The sequence below is a fragment of the Acuticoccus kalidii genome (assembly GCF_021556395.1).
Lineage (GTDB): Bacteria > Pseudomonadota > Alphaproteobacteria > Rhizobiales > Amorphaceae > Acuticoccus > Acuticoccus kalidii.
Map to the genome: position 1 here is coordinate 1 of NZ_JAKGCS010000020.1, position 17,291 is coordinate 17,291.

Consider the following 17,291-nt stretch of genomic DNA (forward strand, 5'->3'; position numbering starts at 1 on the left):
TTAGAGCACTTTCGGCTCAGTCGTACTCATAGCCGCAGTGGCGGATGTAGCGGCGACATTCGTCGGGATCGAAGCGGGCGAGGAGTGCGCCAATCGTATCCCACAGTTCGTCGCGGGTTCGTGCGGCCGCCTTTCGCAGGAGCGCCTTCAGCTTGGCGAAGGCCATCTCGATCGGGTTGAGGTCGGGGCTGTAGGGCGGCAGGTAGAGGATGCTGGCGCCGGCCGCGGCGATCGCCTCGCGCACCCCGGCGACCTTGTGCGCCGCGAGGTTGTCCATCACCACGACGTCGCCCGGCGAGAGTGCTGGCGCGAGGAACTGCTCGGCATAGGCGAGGAAGGTCCGCCCGTTCATCGGCCCGGTCAGCACGAGCGGCGCGACGATCCCAGACGCCCGGAGGCCAGCGACGAACGTCGTCGTGTGCCAGTGTCCGTGCGGGGTGTGGTCGACGAGCCGCTCGGACTTCGGGGCCCAGCCCGTGCGGCGGACCATGTTGGTTGAGGCTCCGGTCTCGTCGAGAAAGACGAAGCGGTCCGGATCCATGAAACCCTGGAAACCGCGCCAGCGCCGGCGCGCCTTCGCGACGTCGGGGCGGTTCTGCTCTGCCGCCTTCAGCGACTTTTTTTGTGCCTGAGCCCGAGCCGTTGCAGCATCGACCAGACCGCCCACAGCGACACCGCCGGGCCGCCGCGCGCGATGATGGCCGCCCTCAGCTCGACGAGCGTGATGCTCCCGTTTGCCGCCACCAGCTCCCGGATCGTTGCCTCGTGAGCGGCCAGCAGCGGCTTGCGATACCCGCCGATCCGGGCCGGCTCGACGCTGCCGGTCGCCCGCACTCGCTGCATCAGCTTGACGACGGTCGACGGGCTCACATCGAAGCGGGCCGCCACCTGGCGAGCCGAGCCGCCGGCATCGACGGCTCTTGCGAGACGAACCCTCAAATCATGGGACAGCGGCGCCATCGTGCGAACTCCCGAACGCGATCACGACCATCTCAGAATCTGATTTGCCCGATTCTCCGCAAGCCGAAAGTGCTCTAGTTATCATTTTCGTCAGCTGTTTCCTTTGCTGCCACAGTGCGACTTTGCTCTCACTGCGGCATGTCGCGCGCAGCGAAATCAAAGGCATAATCACGATGGCCAAGGGCACCGTGAAGTTTGTTTAACTTCTCAGAAGGGCTTCGGCTTCATCCAGCATGAGGGCGGATAGCATGACAGCTTTCTTCACATCTACGCCGTCGAGCGAGCCGGCCTGACGAGCGTCGGCGAAGGGCAGAAGGTCACCTTTGACCTCGAGCGCGGACGCGAGTCCGCGTCGAACCTGCAGCTCGCGGACTGACGATCTCCGTACGGGGCGGTTGAGGGCTCCCCGTCCCGACCGGCGCCACGAGAACGGCAGGCCGCCAGAGAGCGGCAAGGTCAGTCATCGCGCCGGACTACGCTAACCGAGACATCCATCTCGAGGAAGCGCGCACCTGCGGCCCGCCAGGTCCCGCTGACCGGCGCGGCCTGTGAGGGCGACCGCGTCGTCGCGACCCGCACGAGATTGCGGCTCGCGGCGATGCGGTTCGTCGGGTCGAATTCCACCCAGCCGACACCCGGGATGAAGACGTCCGCCCACGCATGGGTCGAGCCGCCACCGCGGATCGTTCCAGCATCGACGTCGCCCGCCGAAACGTCACTGGCTGGATCGTAAAGGTAGCCGGTGACGAATCTCGCGGCAAATCCGAGCGTTCGCGCCGCCTCCATGAAGAGGAGCGCGAAGTCGCGGCATGTCCCCTCGCCGCTGCGGATCGTCGTCGCGGGAGACTGCGTGCCGTAAGCCTCCCGCCGACGATAGCGAAAGCCATCGTGGATCTCGCTCGAAAGCGCGTCCAGCACCTCGACGCTGATGGTCGGAAGACGTGGAAGCCGCGACGCGATCCACGCCTCAACGTCACTCCGCTCGCCGGGCCACAGCAGCAGGAGAAGCGGCCCAAGATCGGTCGCATCGTCGGGGTCGTACTGGAACGGATAGGCTGCCGAACTGTTAGACAGGACCGGAAGAGGATCGTCGAGGCCGTAGCGCCGCAGGTCGAGCTCGCTCACGATGACGAGCTCCGCCGCATCCTCCTCGAAGCTGAGCCATCCGACCGAATTGCCGAACGTGTCGAAGGTCCAGTCGAGCCGCGCCGTTGGCGAGACGGCCAGCCCCGTGCGCAGGATCCGCATATCGTGCGCATCGCGCGGCCGGAGCATCAGGTGATGCACGCCGAAGCAGACGGGCCGATCGTAGAGATACCGGGTCATATGGACGATGCGCAGAGTCGTCATCCGGCTCACCCTGGTGCGCCCCGTGATGTCACGGGCGCATCGACTGAAGTTTACGGGGAAGTCATGTCATCCGTTGCTGGCGCGCCCCGGGCGCCGCACCGACCACGCAACATCTAGGGTTCAGGAGGCCATCCGCCCATGTTCATTCGCGCCGGATTCGAAATCACCATCACCTGCGACGCGCCGACGCCGCTCCTTCTGGCCCTATCGCCCCATTCGACGTATCCGAACCGGATCGTGGGCAACGCGGGCGTCCGTACGACGCCTTCGGTCCCGACGACGGCCTTCGTCGACGGATTCGGCAACTGGCGCACGCGGCTTGTCGCGCCCGTCGGCGAGCTGACGTTGTCGTCCGACATCCTCGTCGAGGACAGCGGCGCGCCCGACCGCTTCAACTGGGACGCGCGCCAGCACGAGGTGGCCGACCTCCCGTCGGACACGCTCACGTTCCTGACGGCGAGCCGTTACTGCGAGGTCGACGAGCTCGTTGCCCGCGCCTGGGAGCTGTTCGGTTCCGTTCCGCCCGGCTGGGCGCGGGTGCAGGCGATCTCGAACTTCGTGCACAACCACCTGACATTCGGCTACGGCTTCGGCCGGTCGACCAAGACGGCCGTCGACGCAATGCGGGAGAAGACCGGCGTCTGCCGCGATTTCGCGCAGCTTTCCCTCGCGCTCTGCCGCGCCATGAATATCCCGGCGCGCTACGCGAGCGGCTACCTCGGCGACGTCGGCGTCCCTGACAGCGGCCCAGCGGATTTCTGCGCCTGGATTGAGGTGTTCCTCGAGGGCGAGTGGTACACGTTCGACGCCCGCTACAATACGCCCCGGATCGGCCGCATCCTCCTCGTCCGCGGTCAGGATGCGGCCGACGTGCCGATGATCACCGCATTTGGCTCCTACCGCATGTCGCTCTTCCGGGTCTGGTGCGACGAGGTCTCCGGGACGACATCCGAGGCCGACCGCCTCGCGATGCTCCAGTCGCTCCCCGACTCGCAGCCTCTGACGCTCGCGGCCGAGTAGAGGCCTGCCGCGGCCTAGGACGAAAACTCGTAAAGGGGATTTCTTCGGAAGTGGAGAGACGATTAAAGTCCTCGATGAGGAGTGTTGAATGGCCCTGGTCTGCTCTCCTGAATTGCCCCCGCGGGAGGGTAGAGTTTTCCGGCTTTCATCGGCACGCCGGGCTGGGTTCGGGTGCCAATTTCATCAGCGCCGCCGGGACCTTGTTCCCGATTGCGCCGTGCGGCCGTTCCTCGTTGTAGATCCTATGGAGGTTCATTCTCGGAGAAGGCGCCGGGTGGTCCGGCGCTCAGCCGGAGGGCCTACGATGACTGAGCACAACCTGATCTGCACGGTTGCCATCGAACTCAGCCGCTCACGCTGGGTGGTCGGCGCGCTACCGCCGGACGGAACGAAGGTCACCGTGAAGGCGATGGGTGGCGGTGACACAGCTCAGCTGATGGCGCATCTCAACAGGATCGAAGCGGAGCTCGAGAGTGAGCTCGGTCGGCCGGTTGAGCTCAAGATCTGCTACGAAGCTGGCTACGACGGGTTCTGGCTGGCCCGTTTCCTGCGCGATCGAGGTCTCGACGTCTACGTGCTCGACGCCTCGAGCTTCCTTGTCTCGCGCCGTGGTCGGCGGACGAAGACCGACAGAATCGACGTCGAGGCAATGGCGTTCACGCTGCGCGCCTATTTGGCGGGTGATCACGGGGTCTGCCGGGTTGTCGCGATCCCGACGCCAGAAGCCGAAGACGCCAAGCGCATCAGCCGGGAGCGTACGCGCCTGGCCTCGGAACGAACGCGCCATGTGAACCGCATCCGTGGTCTGCTCGCCCTCCATGGCATCAGAGACATCAAGGGCCTCTGGGGTGGCGGATGGCGCGAGCACCTCGATATTTTGAGCACAGGAGATGGCCGTCCGCTCGGACGCCACCTCAAGGCAGAGATCACACGCGAGTTCGAGCGGCTCCATCTCACCCTCGATCAAATCAAGGCCGTAGAAGCCGATCGTCACGATGCACTCCTCGATCCGGCCTCGACATTCCCGGACCGGTCGAAGGTCGCAACGCTCACGAAGCTGGCGGGGATCGGCGAGCTGAGTGCGACGCTCCTCGTCGCAGAGGTGTTCCATCGACCATTCTCCAGCCGACGTCACCTGGCCTCGTACTTGGGGCTCGCACCAACCCCGTACGAGCTATGGCTGAATGTGGGTGACGGGGCCGGTCAGGCGGCGCGTTGATCGGCGGTCGCGGGGTTGGCGACGCCGTCGGTGAATTTGACGCCGGCGATGACCATCGGCAAGCGGTTCTCGCCCTTCAACCGCCGCCAGGTCCTCGAGGCCGCCATGGTGAGCTTGAACACCATGAGGCGGGCCGTGCGGTGGGAGAGCGCCCCCTTGGTGCGCACGGTCCGGTGGCGCACGGTGGCGAACACGCTCTCGATCGGATTCGTGGTCCTGAGGTGATCCCAGTGCTCGGCCGGGAAGTCGAAGAAGGCGAGGAGTGCATCCTGGTCTTTGACCAGGCACTCCACGGCCTTCGCGTACTTGGCACCGTACTTTTCAGCGAACACCGCTATCGCTTCCTCGGCGCTGGCTCGGTCAGGTGCGTCCCGGACCTCGGCGAGATCGGCCTTCATGCCCCGCTGGACCGATTTGGGCACCTTGTTCAGGACATTGGCGGCCTTGTGGACCCAGCACCGCTGGTGCCGCATCGGCGGAAAGATCTCCTCGAGCGCCTTCCAGAAGCCCAAAGCCCCGTCGCCGACGGCGATCTGCGGCGCGATGGCGAGACCCCGGGCCTTGAGATCGACGAGGAGCTCGCGCCAGCTCTGCGCGCTCTCGCGAACGCCGACATGGAAGCCGACGAGTTCCTTTTTGCCTTCCGGCGTCGCCCCGAGGAGAACCAGCATGCACGCCGCGTCATCCTCCATCCGGGCCTGCAGGTAGACCCCGTCGGCCCAGACATAGACGTACCGCCGGGCCGAGAGGTCGCGCCGCTGCCATCGGTCGTACTCGCCTTGCCACTCCTCCTTCAGGCGGCCGATCACCGAGGGCGACAGGTTCGGCGCCTCCCTGCCCACGAGCGCTGCCAAGGCCTCCTGGAAGTCGCCGGTGGAGATGCCGCGCAGGTACAGAACCGGCAGCAGCGCATCGAGGCTCTTCGTGCGCCGCGCCCACTTCGGCAGGATCGCCGAGGTGAAAGTGATCCTCTCGGCTCCCGGGGCCGCCTCGGCGCCGCGATCGCGGACCTTCACCCGCCGCACCGGCACCGGGCCGATCCCGGTCTGGATCGTGCGCTCCGGACCGTGGTCGTGCCGCACCAGCCGGGCCCGCCCATCGCCGAGGCGTTCGTCCCGCATCGCCGCCAGAAACGCCTCCGCTTCGGCCTCCACCGCCTGCGCCAGCAGCCGGCGGGCGCCCTCTCGCAGCACCGACGTCAGAGGATCGTCCACCTCCTCGGGGTGTTGGAATGGCAGAACGGTGCTATCTCTTGTCATGGCGTATCGCTCCTTCTGGAGGTCCTGGCAGGCTTGTCACCCGCCTCGATACGCCGCCTTCCTCAAACCGCCATCACCCAGCTTCGGCCATAGCTCGGCTTCGGCGCGATAGAGCATCATCATAAGTCATGTAGATTCTGATTTTACGACTTATGCAACACGCCAAGAAGAAGATGAGCCTTTCTGCGGTGTGGCTATGTTGCACATTCTCGTTGCGGGTTTGAAGCCGTTTCGGCACCCTGTGAGGGATGCTGATTGGATACGCCAGAGTCTCGACACCATCCCAGAACCTCGATCGTCAGATCGGAGCGCTCCGGTCTGTCGGCTGCGATACGATCTTCCGTGAGAAGGCCTCGGGTAAGGCGGTTAAGAACCGGCCGCAGCTCGAACGCGCCATTGACGCAATCGGCACCGGCGACATCCTCATCGTCGCCGAATGGGATCGTGCCACACGTTCGATGATGGACGGCATCAACATCATGCAGCGCATTGCCGAGCGCGGCGCCGCCATCAAGGTGCTCGACAAGCCGCATCTCGACCTCACGACGCCCATCGGCCGCGGCTTCCTCGCGTTCCTTTCGGCATTGGCCGAGGACGAGCGAGGCCGGATCGTGCAGCGTGCTGCCGATGGTCGGTTGGTGGCGCGGGAGCGCGGGGTCAGGTTCGGGCCGAAGCCCAAGCTCAGCGAACATCAGCGTAAGAAAGCGCTAGATCGACTGGCGGCCGGCGAGAGCTGCCGGGAGATCGCACGCGACATGGGCGTGTCCGCTTCGACCATATCGCGGCTTCAGCGGCCGGTCGGCGAAGGAGAGCCAGTCTGATGCAGCTCAATCTCTTCCCGACCGACGTCCACCTCCGCTGCATCGACGAGGCGAACAACAAGCGGCGCTTCTACGTCCTATCGGTGCAGCCGACGCTCTTCGGCGACTGGGTGCTCGTACGCGAGTGGGGGAGGATCGGTCGCTCGGGTCGTCGGCGGCACGACCACTACCAGTCTGCAGGCTCGGCCCTCGACGCGCTTCAGGAGCTCGCGCGACAGAAGTGCCGACGGGGCTACAAGGCGAGCAGGGCCGTTTGACGTTGCGACCGGCATTGCCTGCAACCATGTAGCAACGTATCTACATGGCGACAGGGGAACGCTATGGCGATCACGACGCTCACGAGCCGCGAATTCAATCAGGACGTTGGCCGCGCCAAGAGGGTCGCGAAGGATGGACCTGTGTTCATCACCGACCGCGGGCGGCCGGCCCACGTCCTCCTTACCATCGAAGACTATCAGGCCATCGCCGGCGATCGACGCAGCCTCGCCGACGCGCTGGCCGCACCCGGCCTCTCCGACATCGACTTCGATCCACCACGCTTTGACGTGAAGAGTCACGCCGCCGACCTCGGCTGATGTTCCTGCTCGATACCAACGTCGTCTCCGAGCTCAGGAAGATCGGTGACGGCAAGGCCGATGAAAGGGTCGCGCGGTGGGCGGCGGCTCACCAGGCGAGCGCCTTCTATCTCTCTGCCATCACCGTCCTCGAACTCGAGATCGGCATCCTGCTCCTCGAGCGGAAGGATGTGGACCAGGGCGCACGTCTCCGATCTTGGCTCGAACAGCAGGTCCTGCCGGAGTTCGCCCCGCGCATCTTGCCGATCGATACAGCAGTCGTCCTTCGCTGCGCGCGGCTTCACGTTCCGGATCCTCGATCCGAACGCGACGCGTTGATCGCGGCAACCGCCCTCGTCCATGGCCTCACCGTGGTCACGCGCAACCGCAAGGACTTCGAGCCCACGGACGTCACGATTTTGGATCCTTGGCGATAGCGGGAGCCAAACCTGCTAGCCGTTTCGCGTTTGCAAGCCGCGATTTCGGCCTACATCACTGATGGATAAAGGATATTATCATATGCTCTTAGAGCATCGTCCGATCTGGCTCAGCTACCGCAGGAACGTGCGAGTGGCCGCTCAACGGGTCGCGCCGCAGCACCTCCTGGACCAGCAGCGAGAGGCCGGGAAACCCCTTCCGCATGTCCGTGTGCCCGGTCGCCAGCCACACCCTGACGCCGCTCGGAACCGAAATCATCGACGCTCCAGCACCGCGACCACGCGGGCGAGCGCCTCCCCGTCCACGTCGGCGCCGACGACGATCCGCCGGCCGCAGGTAAGAATGATCTCCATCCGCGAGGTCGTCGCCGGGGCTTCAGGCCGCGGCTCTACCGGCTGCGGTTCAGGCTCCGCCGGGACCGGCTCGATGATGGCAGGCACGAACGTCGGCGTCATCGCAGATCGGAGCGGCTCCACCCGGAACGCGCGCCGCCACGTCACCAGCTGCGAGCGCGAGATCGCGTGCCGCCGGGCCGTCGCCGAGACCAGCCGCGGACCCGCCAGGCTCTCCAGCACGATCTTCAGCTTCTCGTCATCGCTCCAGCGACGCCGGCGGCCCCTCTCGACCACCTCCAACCGCTCGAACGCCCTGTGCGTATGCCTGTCCATACGCACAGTTCTCCGCCGCTCCGCTCATCACCCGCAAGGCGGCCTCCGCCGGAGGCTTACCATTTCGCGTCACGCGCGTGCATAGGACGGCTCTATCGAGAGAGTTTCGTGAAGCCGCTTCCAGGTGGCCGTTTCGAAGCGCTCCGGCCAGTCGACACCCCATACACGGGCGAGCCGGCGGGCGCGGGGGAGGTAGGCTGCGGCATAGGCGTGATCTTGTATGGCTCCAATTGGCTGAGTCTCTTTGTGACGAAACTGGCGCTTTTCAAGCTGAACCCAGCGGCTAGGCGTTGGCAACCTGATGTCCGTTTTGTCCGCATAGCGGATAACGGACCGCATACCTCAAAACGAAGTCTATTTTATTTTATCACCAATATCTTCGCATGACCGGAACGCGACAAAATAGTCGTCGCAACGTCCTCTCCATAGCGATGCATCCTTACGTCGGTACGTGAGGAGCCGAGGTGGACGTTCCGCAGGACGATCTCGTCGAGGAAGGACGGCATCAGCGGTTCTCGAAAGCGAAGCTCGTTGTCGGCCTGAACCTGCTCGAGCCCAAGGCCGGCCGCGAGCAATCCGAACACGGCCGAAGCGGCCCACGCCTGCGGCGAACAGGCGACCGGATATGGTGCGGGGCCTCGCCCCGGCCGGCGCATGAAGCCGCAGAACAGCTCGGGAAGACGCCTCAGCTCTTGGTTTTTGGCTGCGTCGAACAACCCCTCAAAGACGCGGATCGCCTCAGCTTTGTAGCCATAGCGGGCAAAGCCGATGGCGATGACGGCATTGTCGTGGGGCCATACCGAGCCGTTGTGGTATGAGATCGGATTATATCGCGCTTCGCCCTGAGCCAGCGTGCGAATACCCCAGCCACTGAACCCATTGCGGTTCATCAGTTCGTCGGTCACGCGGGCAGCCCGCTCCGGCGCCGCGATGCCCGCGAAGAGCGCGTGGCCCGCGTTCGAGGCGCGTACCCGGCATGGCCGCTTGGCGCCGTCGAGAGCGAGAACGTAGGTGCCCAGCTCCTCATCCCAAAACGAGTCCTCGAAACGGGTGCGCAGCGTCTCCGCGGCGGCCGAGAGACCTATCGCCCCGTCGCGTCCGAGACGCCTCGCCATTTGGGCGGCGAGGCGCTTGGCTGCGAAGACGTATCCCTGGACCTCGCATAGAGCGATCGGCCCTTCGGTATCCGCGCCGTCGGCGTGGAAGACGGAGTCGTGGGAGTCCTTCCAGCCCTGATTGGTCAAACTTCCGGAGCTTTCAGGATAGTACTCAACGAAACCGTCACCATCCCGGTCGCCATACTCGTCGATCCAGCGCAGGGCTGCATCGATATTGGGCCAGATGCTGGCGATCGTTTCGAGATCTCCTGTCGCGTCGAGATACATCCCGGCCAGCATGACGAAGAGCGGCGTCACGTCGACACTGCCGTAGTAGCGGCGGAACGGAACCTCGCCGAGATTCGCCATCTCGCCGTGACGCATCTCGTGGAGGATCTTGCCGGGCTGCGCATCCGACTGGGGATCGGCTTCGGTGGCCTGCGTTGCGGCCAATGTGCGCAATACCCCGCGGGCCACCGATGGATCGACCCACAGCATGAACATTGCCGTGAAGATGCCGTCGCGCCCAAAGACAGTGCTGAACCAGGGTATCCCGGCGTAAGGGTAGGGACCGAGATCGCTCGCGGTGATGAGTGTGTAGACGTCGGACGTGGCGCGACACGCAACCTCGTTGAACAGCTCGCTCGAACTCTCCAAGGTGGCAATGTCAGCGGTCCGAGCCCGCCTCGCTCGGCAGCTGTCACGATAGGCACCGAAGAAATCCATCACCTGCGCCGGCTCCCGCTCGTCGCAGGCGACGGTGAGGAAAATGGAGGTCTTCTCGCCCGGCCCGAGCGCGAACTCGAATACCGCCTGATTTGCTCCAAGCGCCTTGGGGACCGGAGCGAAGCCGATCACGCTCCTCCGTTTGACCCCGTCGAGGCCTTGATAGTGAAACGCCACGCGATCCTGCGCCATCACTTCGACCGAGGTGAGACCCCGCCTGACGCGCTTCATCCCGCGCACCTCGAACAGATCTCGAAAGTCGGCATCAAACTGATAGTCCAACGTCAGACGGCGACGACTCGAGGTGAAATTTCTGATGCTCAGTCGTTCGTAGCAAACAGCCTTCCAGAGGAAGGTCATGCGCTCGACAAAGATGGTCTCCGGCGGCAGACGGTCCACGCCCTGCACTTCGGGATTGGTGAGATCGACGGAGAGCGCCGCCTTATCGTCATGGGTTTCCGAGTTGAGCAAGAGCAGCCGATGCCCCTCCAGACGCAGTTCCATGCGGGACAGAAAGCGGGTGTCGCGGAAGAAAAGCCCTTCCGCCGTATTCGGCACGGTGCCTAGATCCCCGTGGCTGTCGAGGACGGCGAAACTTTCACCGTCCTTGAGGCTTTTCAAGGACCGACCGACGAGAGAGGTCTGGGGCTCGACCTCGTAATGGGAAGGATTCGCGACCGTCACGTGCCCGACGGACTGCAACACCATCAGATCTGCACCTGTGACACTCCCGAGAACTGCGGCCAATCATCCGCCAACGCGCCGGGCATGGCGATCGGCAAAGGCCGAGGTGGGATGACGCTCCGCTCCCTCGGCATCGTCGCCGTTGGCGCGTCGAGCACGCGCTCATAGGCGGTGATATAGTCCTGCGCCATCCGAGACGCAGTGAACCGCTCCTCGAACCGCTGGCGGACGGCTTTCCGGTCCAGAAAAAACGCCTTCGTCAACGCCGCCACCGCTGCATCGATCGATTCGACGATATAGCCCGTGACGCCCTCATCGATCACTTCAGGAACGGCTCCGCTTCGCCAGCCAATCGTCGGTGTGCCTTCCCGCATCGCCTCGATCATCACCAGGCCGAAGGGCTCCGGCCAGTCGATCGGAAACAGCAGAGCGAGAGCATTGCCGAGGAGGTCCCGCTTCTCATGGTCACCGATCTCGCCAATAAACTCGATCAGCGGATGATCGAGCTGAGGTTGGATAACATGCTGGAAATACTCCTGATCGGCGGGATCCACCTTCGCCGCGATTTTCAAGGGAATACCGGCCCGCTTCGCAATCTCAATCGCGCGGTCCGGGCGCTTCTCAGGAGCGATGCGGCCGAGGAACGCCAAATAGCTGCGGTCTTGCGTTTCGGCAGGGGGAGGTCCGAACGGGAGCCCGTGCTGGACGGTGGCGAGCCAATTGGCTGCCGGAAGGGGCACGCGTTGGCTCGCCGAGATCGACACCAGCGGCATCGTCCGAAAGGTACGGTAGACGGGATGGAAATCGCTAAGATCGAGGCGTCCGTGCAAAGTCGTAAGGCATCGGTCTGACGCCTTCCTGAACATCGGGAACTGCAGCAGATCCACATGGAAGTGGATGATGTCAAAGTCTGCTGCCTGGCGTCGAACCTCGTCCAACATCACGAGAAGACTCGCGGTGTGGTCGCGTATTCCACCGAGACGCAACCCTTCCGGCACGCTGCGGACCAGTTGGGCGGAGGTCGTCGAATCCCCGCTCGCAAACAGGGTGACTTGATGGCCTTGGCGAACGAGCTCTTCGGTCAGCCAGGAGACAACCCGTTCGGTGCCGCCATAGAGCCTCGGTGGGACGGATTCGGCCAGCGGCGCGACTTGAGCAATTCGCATAGTGTTCCCGGATGCTGCGTCACGCGTCAGTCGAAGGCAGGGTATTGCCTTGAACTCGCCGACTACTCCGTCCACCAGGGCGTTGCAAATGCACAAGAACGGTTAGGTCATATATGGGTATCGGGATAGCGTACGGCCAGCGGCGCATTCGCGCGTCTGGTGTTCGGAGAGCATCGGTCCCGAGCCGATACACACGACTTTCTGGAGAGCGACCGCCGGCGATCGGCTTGTGCGGTGCACTCGTCCTCAGCTCGCGAGATCGCGGGTCAGTGTACGGTCGCATCACGTGCGCGAAGCGGCTGGTTCAGCTATGTGACTGACCTCGCACCTGCACCGCACGCGTTGTAAGCCGGATCAGCATCAGGATGCCGATGATGGCGGAAAGGGCTGATCCGCCGAGGATCCCAAGTTTGACGGCATTCAGCATGGCCGGATCAAAAGCCAAGCCTGCAATAAATAGCGACATGGTGAACCCGATGCCGGTGAGAAAAGCACCTGCGGTCAAGAACGGCCAGGACAAGTGCGGGGCTCGCCTTGCCAGACCAACGTGGACGGCGAGCCAGCTGAAGCTGAGTACCCCCACGGGTTTGCCGAGTACCAGAGCTGCAATGACCGCTACGGAGACGGGTTGCCAAAAATCGGTACTCTCGATCGCAATCCCAGCGTTGGCCAACGCGAAGAGCGGCATGACACCAAATCCAACCCAAGGGTGCAGCATAATTTCAAGGCGTTCCACTGGGGAAAGCGCTTCCGCAACGGCCCGGCCGGCTGCGCGGAGGTCGTGGCGTTCCGCGGTGTCACCGCTCCAATGCTCCCCCCCTGGATAAGAGAGCACGCGGCCGAGGATCATGCGCAGGCGCGCATCGTTCACCCATATGCGCGTTGGTGTCATCAGCCCCAGCACAACACCTGCGATTGTCGCGTGGATGCCAGAGGCGTCGAAACACAACCAGATCGCGCCGCCAACCAGAAAATAAAATGGGACGCTTCTTATCCCGAGCTTGGCAACGCCTGCCAGGAAGGCCAGCGCGGATAACCCGAGGCAAAGAGCGAGCCAATTCAGCGCTTCTCCGTAGCCAATAGCGACGACGAGAATTGCTCCTACATCGTCGAAAATCGCCAGCGACAGCAAAAAAAGGCGCAGCGTCGGCGGTATGCGTTGACCAAAGAGTGCCAGACAACCGATCACAAACGCCGTGTCGGTCGCCATTACTGTTCCCCATCCATGCATCCCCGGCTGATTGGCCATCAACGTCAAGTAGATAGAAACCGGGACGACCATGCCGCCCAAGGCGGCGGCGAAGGGAAGCGCAGCGAGGCGGAAATTTCGCAATTCACCGAGAACAATTTCCCGTTTGAGCTCGAGCGAAATCACGAAGAAAAAGAAGGTCATCAACCCGTCATTTATCCAGTGCCGCAAAGAACGGGTGAAATCCAGTGATCCCAACTTCAGGCCGATCGGGATCTCCCAGAACGAGAGGAAAGGCACGGCCCAGGCCGAATTCGCCAAAATCAGTGCCAGCAGCACGGCGAGGAGCAACAATCCGCCGGCCGCCGCCTCGATTTTAAGAAAACGTGCGAACGGTCGCGTGACCTTATCAGCTATTTCATAGGGGAGATTTGCGCTTTGATCGTCGATCATAACAGTTAGCGATCCAATTTTGGCTTAATGTTAATTGACCACGCGGGCCTTAATCGACGTCTTTTCGACCCCCTCCCATCGTATAAATCGACTTTCCGTCAATCATAATCTTGTTAATCAGGTCGGCAGCGGCCCGATGGGCTGCTCTTCCGGAATCCGGACCAACAGCATTCTCGTGGGTGGCGGCGGCGTCGCGAAGAACCCCGACGATTTCGTGATCTGGCAGTAGCCCGTGATCGTGTAAGGCAAGCAAGAGCGCCTCGCAGATCGAGAGGGCGGCCATTCCGAAGTGGTCTGTCTGATCGGGCATCGCGAGGCTGTCCTTACACTGGCAATCAGAGCGTTGTGATATGTGAGGAAGTCGCTAATCCTCGCACAAGGTCCGGTATGCTGAACTGATCGACAGCAGTTTCTGCGCCCGCATTGTCGGGAGTTCGCCACCTGTTTCGGAGGGGTCGTTGAGCACCGTTCAGAGAAGCCCGCTCACCCGAAAGCTCTCTGCCTTTGTCTCCCTGTCCGAGACGGAGCTCGCCACGCTGGAGCATCTCCATCAGCGTAGTAGAATCTTCGTTGCGGGACGCGATCTGGTTCAACAGGGGCAGTCGAAGCAGGCGGCCTATATTCTGGCAGCGGGCTGGGTCTGCTCCTATAAGATCCAGCGTGACGGATCGCGTCAGATCGTTGACGTTCAGATCCCTGGGGATTTCCTGGGTCTACGGAGTATTCTGCTGCGCACTGCAGATCACAGTTTCGAGCCGATCACCGATATTCAAGCAGTCGAGGTTCTGGCTGCCGACCTTCTGGACGCATTTGCGCAGACCCCTCGATTGGCGATGGCCGTCCTCTGGGCGGCGTCACGGGACGAAGCAATGGTGGTTGAGCACCTCGTTGGCATCGGACGACGTGATGCCGGTGCCCGGATGGCGCATTTCCTTCTCGAACTGGGATACAGGCTGGCCCTGGTGGGGATGGGAACCAAGGCGGGTTACGCTTGTCCTTTGACCCAGCACCATCTGGCCGATGCCTTGGGGCTGAGCGCCGTGCACGTCAACCGCGTCCTGCGTCAGTTGCGAGAAGGCGGACTAGTCACATTTCGGGAGGGGCACGTGACGTTCAACAACTACGATCGCCTGATCACACTGGCGGAGTTCGATCCGGGTTATCTCGATCAGACGGGCCCTCTTTTGAAGTAACCCGTTCTGTGGGAGGGAAAATCGGCTGACAACGGGCACGTCATTCGCCTGAACCACGAGCCCCAGCTAATACGACTTGCGCCACAATCAGAAGAATCATGAGGATCGCTAGGATCAGCGATGGCGAAATCAATGGCGCCTTGGCCACAAATGACCCAGCTAGCGACTTAGCGTGAAGCGTGGAGCGCTCTGGTAGCAGAAGTATCAACTCTTGCGCCACAGCGCCATAATCTCGTCCGAGGGTAGGCACGTCGCGGAACCTTGAAAGGAGCAGTGCCAATCGCTCGCGACCCGCCTCCCGTCCCAACGTGGAGACTTCGGCAGCTTCCTTCCATGGATCCAGACCCAATCTGGCAAACGTTGAGAGAACCGTCACGATATTTCCGTTTCGATCTTCACCGATCGAAGCGTACAAAAAAGGTTCGAACTCACGCCCATCAGGAGAGGCATCAGCGACTTCGCGCATCATTGTCTTCCTATCAATGCCGAGATACTAGGCGCGCCGCAGACAGATTCGGATAAATTTTTATATTTATATAAACTCCCAATACGTCCGCAGCGTACATGATATTCTCGATTGTCATCGATATATACTTGAGGCGTATCCCGTTGAGCTATCCATCCCCCTGCACCTGTTTGGAGACCCCCTCTGAGGAATTCCGTACGGGCGGCTGATGCTCGCCTTGGTAAGGGAGTCCGGCCTGATCCGATCGAGGCGGCATACCCTCGTTCTCGGCCGCCAGTATCGAGCCCTGTAATTGATCGCGGTCCGCCCCGGCTTGACGTTCGGGCCCCTGTACTAGCGCACCGCGACTGGCGCCCGTGTAGTGCAACCGCGACATTTGAACGCGAGCTTTAGTATCCGTCGCTTTGATGTTCATCTTCATGTCCTCCTCGTATGCCGGGTCGATAGCAATCCTCACTGGATCTAAGTGCCAGCTTCAGTAGAGCCACGGCCGCAAGGGCCTGCTCCTTTTGGCGATAATCGCCGCGGAAGGCGCCATCGACCTTCACCTCCCAGATCCCGCTCCTCTCTCGAAGCTGAACCCGCTCCAGTTGAGTGGCTTGCTGTGCAGAACTTGCTGGGAGTGGTTGCTTTGGTGCGGATCTCTTCAACGCTGCCGCGCCGCCATTTTCCGGGGCTCGCGCGTGCTTTTCGCCGAGAAGCATTACAGCGCGAATGAACTCTTCGGCATAATCGTCAGTATCCTGGTAGTCGTGTTCGTGTCGCACCATGCTCATCGGCTCCACGAAACGCTTGCTCAGATGTTCGACGAAACGCGGTTCCGTGCGGGACATGTAGGCGATGAGCGCCTGAAGGACCCTCTCGTGGGCCAGTACACGCCGCTCGAGAGTGGTTGTCTCGGAAGGTTCTGCATGTGTCATGGCTTTGTTTCGCCTCTCATACGTAGAATGGGTGACCAATGTGGACGCGCAAGGAACGAGCGCCGTTGAGGCACGGATTGCACGTGTCTCCGGTTCGGGGGCTCAGCTCCTGGCACCGTCGCCGCGCCGGTCGATCGCCGCTGCTGGTAGGTTGACGCCGCCCGGATCCGTCGCCAATTCTCCGCGACCGTCCCCGCGGGGTGCCGCTGGCCAGCTAGGTGAGTTCTGCGGCTGCGGAGGTGCGACGCAGTTTCGACAATTCGCTATTTACGTCAGGATCGGGCGAGGTGTGCTGACGTATGTTAGCTCCATTCAGCGGAAAATCACTCGATATCTCAAAAACGAAGGAGGCTGTTGAAGAAGTCCGTCGAGACAAGCTCGTGGCCGATCGCCCTTTCCTCGATCTTCCGCCGTCGATTGTTGCCGCCCGGAGGATCACGTCTCGCAGGACCCGCCGGGCGGTTTACGCGGCGGCCGTCCGGGTCCCTGGGCCATCCGCGGGGAAGAACTTCGTCATTCGCTTCAAATTCTGCGCCGTTGCGGCGAGGACGAACTGCTCGTCGGCGCCGCGCAGACCGCGTAGCCGGAGGCGGTGGAGGCCATCGTTGTGCTTCACGCAGGCGAACAGCCGTTCGACGCGTTTGCGCAGCCGCAGCGAGCGCTCGAACGCCTCCGTGGCCTGGCGGGCCTGCACCGTCACCCGAACGTCCTGATGGAGCGATCGGCTGATCGCTCGCGTCGAACTCGTCGTACAGCGCGTCTTGATCGGGCATCCCTTGCAGTCGCTGGCGCGGCTTCGGTAGCCGGTCGTACCGCTGCGTCTGGCCTCTCCGCTGGCGTCGCCGACACGCCGTAGCGGCTTGCCCTGAGGGCATAGGTACAGGTCGCCCTCCTTGTCGTAGCCGAAGTCGGCATGGGTCATCCGCCCCGCCGTCTGATGCGTGCGATCGATGACGGGAACATGCGCCTCGATCCCGCGCCCTTCGATCCACGCCAGGAACGGGCCCGACCCGTAGGCCTTGTCCGCGGTGAGAACCTGCGGGACCGCGTCGTGCCGGACCCGCAGTCGTTCGATCATCCGGCGTGCGGCTTCGGGCTCGTCGGCAAA

Annotated in this window: 19 protein-coding genes; 7 read left to right on the plus strand and 12 right to left on the minus strand. The window is 62.8% G+C overall.

The genetic code is table 11. The annotated features are described in order from the left end of the window. Positions 1-16: 16 nt before the first annotated feature. Both L1787_RS13165 and L1787_RS13175 read right to left on the minus strand, forming a co-directional pair. Positions 17-960, minus strand: a protein-coding gene (locus L1787_RS13165; RefSeq protein ID WP_235708155.1) for an IS630 family transposase whose coding sequence is annotated in 2 segments (ribosomal slippage) — positions 17-618 and positions 618-960 — 945 coding nt in all. Because the reading frame shifts where the segments join, the coding sequence is not laid out codon by codon here. Between the two features lie 456 nt (positions 961-1,416). Beyond that, positions 1,417-2,310 (minus strand): transglutaminase family protein, encoded by an 894-nt coding sequence (locus L1787_RS13175; RefSeq protein WP_111352690.1) that lies wholly within the window; start codon positions 2,308-2,310, stop codon positions 1,417-1,419. A 138-nt stretch (positions 2,311-2,448) separates the two neighbouring features. Between L1787_RS13175 and L1787_RS13180 the strand changes: the two genes are divergently transcribed. After that, positions 2,449-3,330 carry a transglutaminase-like domain-containing protein gene (locus L1787_RS13180; RefSeq protein WP_111352689.1) on the plus strand — a complete coding sequence of 294 codons (882 nt, stop codon included), beginning with the start codon at positions 2,449-2,451 and terminating at the stop codon, positions 3,328-3,330. Positions 3,331-3,634: 304 nt separating this feature from the next. Continuing rightward, positions 3,635-4,549, plus strand: a complete 915-nt coding sequence (locus L1787_RS13190) for an IS110 family transposase (protein WP_235709328.1) — start codon at positions 3,635-3,637, stop codon at positions 4,547-4,549. On the opposite strand, the gene L1787_RS13195 is transcribed toward L1787_RS13190, so the two are convergent. Further along, entirely contained in the window at positions 4,534-5,808 is a 1,275-nt protein-coding gene (locus L1787_RS13195; protein ID WP_235709329.1) for an IS256 family transposase, read from the minus strand. The genes L1787_RS13190 and L1787_RS13195 overlap by 16 nt on opposite strands. Positions 5,809-6,056: 248 nt before the next feature. Here L1787_RS13195 and L1787_RS13200 point away from each other — a divergent pair, with 248 nt between their 5' ends. The 4 genes from L1787_RS13200 (at position 6,057) to L1787_RS13215 (ending at position 7,620) form a co-directional block, all read left to right on the plus strand. Further along, positions 6,057-6,629, plus strand: a complete 573-nt coding sequence (locus L1787_RS13200; RefSeq protein WP_111352845.1) for a recombinase family protein — start codon at positions 6,057-6,059, stop codon at positions 6,627-6,629. Further along, positions 6,629-6,886, plus strand: a complete 258-nt coding sequence (locus tag L1787_RS13205) for a WGR domain-containing protein (RefSeq protein WP_111352846.1) — start codon at positions 6,629-6,631, stop codon at positions 6,884-6,886. Before L1787_RS13200 ends, L1787_RS13205 begins: the two co-directional genes overlap by 1 nt. 63 nt (positions 6,887-6,949) lie before the next feature. After that, entirely contained in the window at positions 6,950-7,204 is a 255-nt protein-coding gene (locus tag L1787_RS13210) for a type II toxin-antitoxin system Phd/YefM family antitoxin (protein ID WP_226584220.1), read from the plus strand. Further along, positions 7,201-7,620, plus strand: a complete 420-nt coding sequence (locus L1787_RS13215) for a type II toxin-antitoxin system VapC family toxin (protein ID WP_304523960.1) — start codon at positions 7,201-7,203, stop codon at positions 7,618-7,620. Before L1787_RS13210 ends, L1787_RS13215 begins: the two co-directional genes overlap by 4 nt. Positions 7,621-7,708: 88 nt before the next feature. Here L1787_RS13215 and tnpB read toward each other — a convergent pair whose 3' ends face one another. The 6 genes from tnpB to L1787_RS13245 form a co-directional block, all read right to left on the minus strand. After that, positions 7,709-7,879: an IS66 family insertion sequence element accessory protein TnpB gene (gene tnpB, locus L1787_RS13220; RefSeq protein WP_369415095.1), complete on the minus strand. Its 171-nt coding sequence runs from the start codon at positions 7,877-7,879 to the stop codon at positions 7,709-7,711. Beyond that, positions 7,876-8,289, minus strand: a complete 414-nt coding sequence (gene tnpA, locus L1787_RS13225) for an IS66-like element accessory protein TnpA (protein ID WP_111352705.1) — start codon at positions 8,287-8,289, stop codon at positions 7,876-7,878. Before tnpA ends, tnpB begins: the two co-directional genes overlap by 4 nt. Before the next feature lie 359 nt (positions 8,290-8,648). Further along, positions 8,649-10,820: an amylo-alpha-1,6-glucosidase gene (locus tag L1787_RS13230; protein ID WP_111352704.1), complete on the minus strand. Its 2,172-nt coding sequence runs from the start codon at positions 10,818-10,820 to the stop codon at positions 8,649-8,651. Continuing rightward, the gene (locus L1787_RS13235; protein ID WP_111352703.1) at positions 10,820-11,962 is read right to left on the minus strand and encodes a glycosyltransferase family 4 protein; all 1,143 of its coding nucleotides are present in this window, start codon (positions 11,960-11,962) and stop codon (positions 10,820-10,822) included. Before L1787_RS13235 ends, L1787_RS13230 begins: the two co-directional genes overlap by 1 nt. Before the next feature lie 304 nt (positions 11,963-12,266). Further along, positions 12,267-13,601 (minus strand): Na+/H+ antiporter NhaA, encoded by a 1,335-nt coding sequence (nhaA, locus tag L1787_RS13240; protein WP_162409819.1) that lies wholly within the window; start codon positions 13,599-13,601, stop codon positions 12,267-12,269. A 52-nt stretch (positions 13,602-13,653) separates the two neighbouring features. Next, positions 13,654-13,914, minus strand: coding sequence for a hypothetical protein (locus L1787_RS13245; protein WP_111352701.1), 261 nt, complete (start codon positions 13,912-13,914; stop codon positions 13,654-13,656). Positions 13,915-14,062: 148 nt separating this feature from the next. Between L1787_RS13245 and L1787_RS13250 the strand changes: the two genes are divergently transcribed. Further along, a complete protein-coding gene (locus L1787_RS13250; protein ID WP_111352700.1) occupies positions 14,063-14,797 on the plus strand; it encodes a Crp/Fnr family transcriptional regulator in 735 nt (244 codons plus the stop codon). Between the two features lie 40 nt (positions 14,798-14,837). On the opposite strand, the gene L1787_RS13255 is transcribed toward L1787_RS13250, so the two are convergent. The 3 genes from L1787_RS13255 to L1787_RS13265 form a co-directional block, all read right to left on the minus strand. Further along, positions 14,838-15,266 carry a hypothetical protein gene (locus tag L1787_RS13255; protein WP_235709331.1) on the minus strand — a complete coding sequence of 143 codons (429 nt, stop codon included), beginning with the start codon at positions 15,264-15,266 and terminating at the stop codon, positions 14,838-14,840. 386 nt (positions 15,267-15,652) lie between these two features. After that, positions 15,653-16,183 carry a hypothetical protein gene (locus tag L1787_RS13260; protein ID WP_211100732.1) on the minus strand — a complete coding sequence of 177 codons (531 nt, stop codon included), beginning with the start codon at positions 16,181-16,183 and terminating at the stop codon, positions 15,653-15,655. 463 nt (positions 16,184-16,646) lie between these two features. Beyond that, a partial coding sequence (locus L1787_RS13265; protein ID WP_235709332.1) for a transposase occupies positions 16,647-17,291 on the minus strand: 645 nt, incomplete at its 5' end.